At 74.7% G+C, this 3,805-nt stretch carries 4 protein-coding genes; 2 read left to right on the forward strand and 2 right to left on the reverse strand.

Going from position 1 to position 3,805, the window contains the following annotated elements; translation table 11 throughout:
* Positions 1-288 (reverse strand): carboxypeptidase regulatory-like domain-containing protein (locus tag GTW08_RS05315; protein ID WP_161151493.1); only part of this gene is annotated, 288 nt, incomplete at its 3' end.
* Between the two features lie 187 nt (positions 289-475).
* Between GTW08_RS05315 and GTW08_RS05320 the strand changes: the two genes are divergently transcribed.
* A complete protein-coding gene (locus GTW08_RS05320) occupies positions 476-1,405 on the forward strand; it encodes an AurF N-oxygenase family protein (RefSeq protein WP_073577181.1) in 930 nt (309 codons plus the stop codon).
* Positions 1,406-1,418: 13 nt separating this feature from the next.
* Complete coding sequence (locus GTW08_RS05325) at positions 1,419-2,918, forward strand: FAD-dependent oxidoreductase (protein WP_161151494.1); 1,500 nt, start codon at positions 1,419-1,421, stop codon at positions 2,916-2,918.
* Positions 2,919-2,928: 10 nt separating this feature from the next.
* Here GTW08_RS05325 and GTW08_RS05330 read toward each other — a convergent pair whose 3' ends face one another.
* A complete protein-coding gene (locus GTW08_RS05330; RefSeq protein WP_073577179.1) occupies positions 2,929-3,741 on the reverse strand; it encodes a hypothetical protein in 813 nt (270 codons plus the stop codon).
* Positions 3,742-3,805: the final 64 nt, after the last annotated feature.

Here is a 3,805-nt window from a genome sequence, read left to right on the forward strand (position 1 = left end):
CGTGCCCCGCACCGTGCCGCCGCCGGCGACGGTCACGTCGTGCCGCGCGGGGGAGGCGACGACGGCGACCAGCCCGGCGTCGGGCCCGGCGCCGTCGGTGCGGGTCACCACCAGGTAGGTCCCGCCGGTGGTCAGGGCCACGGCGTAGGTGCCGTCGCCGCCGCTGACGGCCCGCCCGTGCTGGCGCCCGTCGAGGTCGGTGACGGTGACGGTCGCGCCCGGCACGGGGGTGCCGGACCGCCCCCGCACGGTGCCGACGACCGCAGGTCCGTCCCGTTCCGGTGTCACGTCGCGACCTCCCAGGTTAGTTGCGCATCGCAACGATAACCCTCCCGGGTGGACGGTGCGTCACCCGCACCGGTGTCGGCGGCCGGTGATCGTGTCGTGCCGCATCCCGGGACTTGCGTCACGTGTAACCAGTGGTAACGTTACCGGCGGTTACAGCACCTGACGTCGTTGTCTGCGAGGAGTCGCCATGACCGCCACCGTTCCGGAGCACGGGCTCGAGGCCGGGGACGTCCGGCACGCCGCCGACCGGCACGACACCGCCGAGCGTCTCCTGCGTTCGTCCGCGGAGCTGTCGTTCGACCCGTCCACCCAGGTGGACTGGGAGACCCCGCTGAACCTCGACGACCACGGCATGAGCCCGGAGTGGAGCAGCCTCTACGGCACCGACTACTGGGCGGAGCTGTCCGAGGCGAAGCGCAAGGAGCTGACCCGCCACGAGGCCGCCTCGGTCGCCTCCACCGGTATCTGGTTCGAGATGATCCTGCAGCAGCTGGTCCTGCGGGACTTCTACGCCAAGGACCCGACCGACCCGTCGTTCCAGTGGGCCCTGACCGAGATCGCCGACGAGTGCCGGCACTCGATCATGTTCGCCCGCGGCTCGGCGAAGCTCGGGGCCCCCGCGTACGTCCCGAAGCGCTCCACGGTCGCGCTCGGCCGCTTCTGCGCCGCCACCTGGCGGGGCGAGGCCGCCTACGCCTCCATCCTGGTCGCCGAGGAGGTCCTCGACGTCATGCAGCGCGACTGGATGCGCGACGAGCGGGTCGCCCCGTTCGTGCGGACCATCTCCAACATCCACGTGGTGGAGGAGTCGCGGCACATGAAGTTCGCCCGCGAGGAGACCAAGGAGAACCTGCGCGGCGCCGGCCCCGTCCGTCGACACTGGCAGGCGCTGGCCGTCGCGATGGCCGCGTACTTCATCGTGACCAGCATGTGGAACGAGGAGGTCTACGCCAACGTCGGTCTCGACACCCGGCGCGCCCTGCGCGAGGCGGCCGCCAACGAGCACCACAAGGCGCTGCTGCGCTCCTCCTGCGCCGGGCTCATGGAGTTCCTGGGATCCTGCGGCCTGCTGACCAGGCCCGCGCTGTACTTCTACCGTCGCGCGAACCTGATCTGACCCGGAGCCGGCCGTGCCCTTCGCGATCACCCAGACCTGCTGCACCGACGCGTCCTGCGTCGCGGCCTGCCCGGTCAACTGCATCCACCCGACGCCCGACGAGGCGGACTTCGCCACGACCGACATGCTCTACATCGACCCGCGGTCGTGCATCGACTGCGGGGCGTGTGCCGACGCCTGCCCGGTCGACGCGATCTTCCCGGTGGAGAGGCTGAGCGCGTCGCTCGCCGGGTACGCCGAGGTCAACGCGGACTACTACGAGGGCAAGCCGGTCGCCGGGAAGCTGGAGGGCGACTCACCGCTGTTCCACGAGTGGTACCCGCTGAAGTTCACACGGTCGCTTCCCGCGGACATGGCCCCGCTCGACGTCGCCGTCGTCGGGACCGGGCCCGCCGGGATGTACGCCGCCCAGGACCTGCTCCTGCACACGTCGTCGACGGTCACGCTCTACGACCGGCTCGACGTCGCGGGCGGTCTGGTGCGGTTCGGGGTCGCGCCCGACCACCCGTCGACGAAGGGGATCGGGGAGTCCTTCGCCCGCTTCCACACCCACCCGCGGGTGCGGATGCGCCTGGGCACCGAGGTCGGCCGCGACGTCACCGCCGACGAGCTCGCGCAGCGCCACGACGCCGTCATCTGGGCCGTCGGGGCGCCCGTGCCGCGCGACCTGGGCCTGCCGGGGGAGGGGCGAGTCGGCAGCATCGCCGCCGACACCGTCGTGGGCTGGTACAACGGCCACCCCGACGTGCCGCGTGACGCCGTCGACACCGCGGCGGGACGGGTCGTCGTGGTCGGCACGGGCAACGTCGCGATCGACGTCGCCCGGGTCCTCACCGCGCCCGCCGCGGACCTGGCGGGCACCCCGATCGATCCTGCCGCGCTGGCCGCCCTGCGCACCGGTGCGATCACCGAGGTCGTGCTGCTCGCCCGCCGTGGCCCGGAGGCGGTCGCCGCGACCGCGCCGGAGCTGCGCGAGCTGCTGGGCCGCAGCACGGTCGAGGTCGTGGTCGACGAGCACGACCCCCGCATCGCCGAGTCCCTCGACGGCCCCGCCGCGTCCCCGTCGCACGCGCTGCTGCGCGGCGCCCGCCGGGAGAAGATCGACTGGTCGGTGCCCGCGGAGCGCCCGCGGGTGGTGTTCCGGTTCCACTCGGCGCCCGAACGGGTCGACGGCACCACCCGGGCCCGCGGGGTGCACACCGCCGACGGGACCGACATCCCGGCCGACCTGGTCGTGCGCGCCGTCGGGCACCGAGGCCGCCCGGTCGCCGGCCTGCCCTTCGACGACGACCGCGGCGTCGTCCCGCACGACGCGGGCCGCGTCGAGGGCCGTCCCGGCCACTACGTCGTCGGCTGGATCAAGCGGGGCCCGTCCGGGGGGATCGGCACCAACCGCACCTGCGCGGCCGAGACCGTCGGGTCCCTGCTCGACGACGCCGTCGCCGGCCGGCTCCCGTCGCGCCGCCCGGCCTCGCGCCTGGGCGCCATCACCCGGCGGCTCCGCCGGAGCTGACCGCCCCTGGTCAGCGGCTCAGGTCCAGCAATGACAGCGCGCCGCGCAGCACGTCGTCGATCCGCGCGAGCGGGACGGTGCGGCGCCACCCGTCGAGCCCGCCGCGCACCAGGATCCGCCCGGGGGTCAGGTCGATCCCGTGCAGCTGCAGCGCACCGGGCAGCCCGGGCAGCTCGACCCGGCCCGAGCGGATCGCCGCCAGCGGGCTGCGGTCGACCATCGCCCGCACCGAGCGACGGGTGTCCGCCGACCGGGGTGGCCCCATCCACCGCCCGGCGACGGTCAGACCGATGACCTTCCAGGACAGGGTGTGCCCGTCCACCGACACGGCGAGGTCGGCGGCCCCGAGCCCGGGACGGCGACGCAGCCGGGCGCGGGCGACGCCGTCGGCGTCGACACCCACCTCGACCTGCGGCACGTGCTCCCGCAGCCGCCCGGCGACCCAGTCCGGGTCGAGCTCGGCCTCGATCTCCACCGGACCGGCCACCAGCTCCGGGGCGAGCCCGGGGCGCAGCCGCACGTCCGCGGCGGTCACGGTGAGCCCGCGCAGCGCGAGGCCGGGCCGGACGACGTCGCGCGCGGCCAGGGTGACCGTGGCGAACCGCCCGGTCGTCAGCGCCCGGGGACCGAGCCCCGACGACGCGACGGCCGTCGGCACCAGCCGTACCTCCGACCCACGGGAACGCAGCGTCATCGGGCGTCCGACGTAGCGCAGCCGCGCGGCCTCCAGCAGCGCGCGCAACAGCAGCGCCGACCCGGGCGCCGTGCCCGCGTCCAGCAGGGCCGACGCCGCGGAGACCCCGGCCGGCGTCTCGACTGCCATGGCGCTGGAGGCTCCCTCGGACGGTGGACGGGGTCGGTCCGAGCCTCGCAGGCCCGGCGGCGAC

The organism is Pseudonocardia sp. SID8383 (assembly GCF_009864975.1).
GTDB lineage: Bacteria > Actinomycetota > Actinomycetes > Mycobacteriales > Pseudonocardiaceae > Pseudonocardia > Pseudonocardia alni.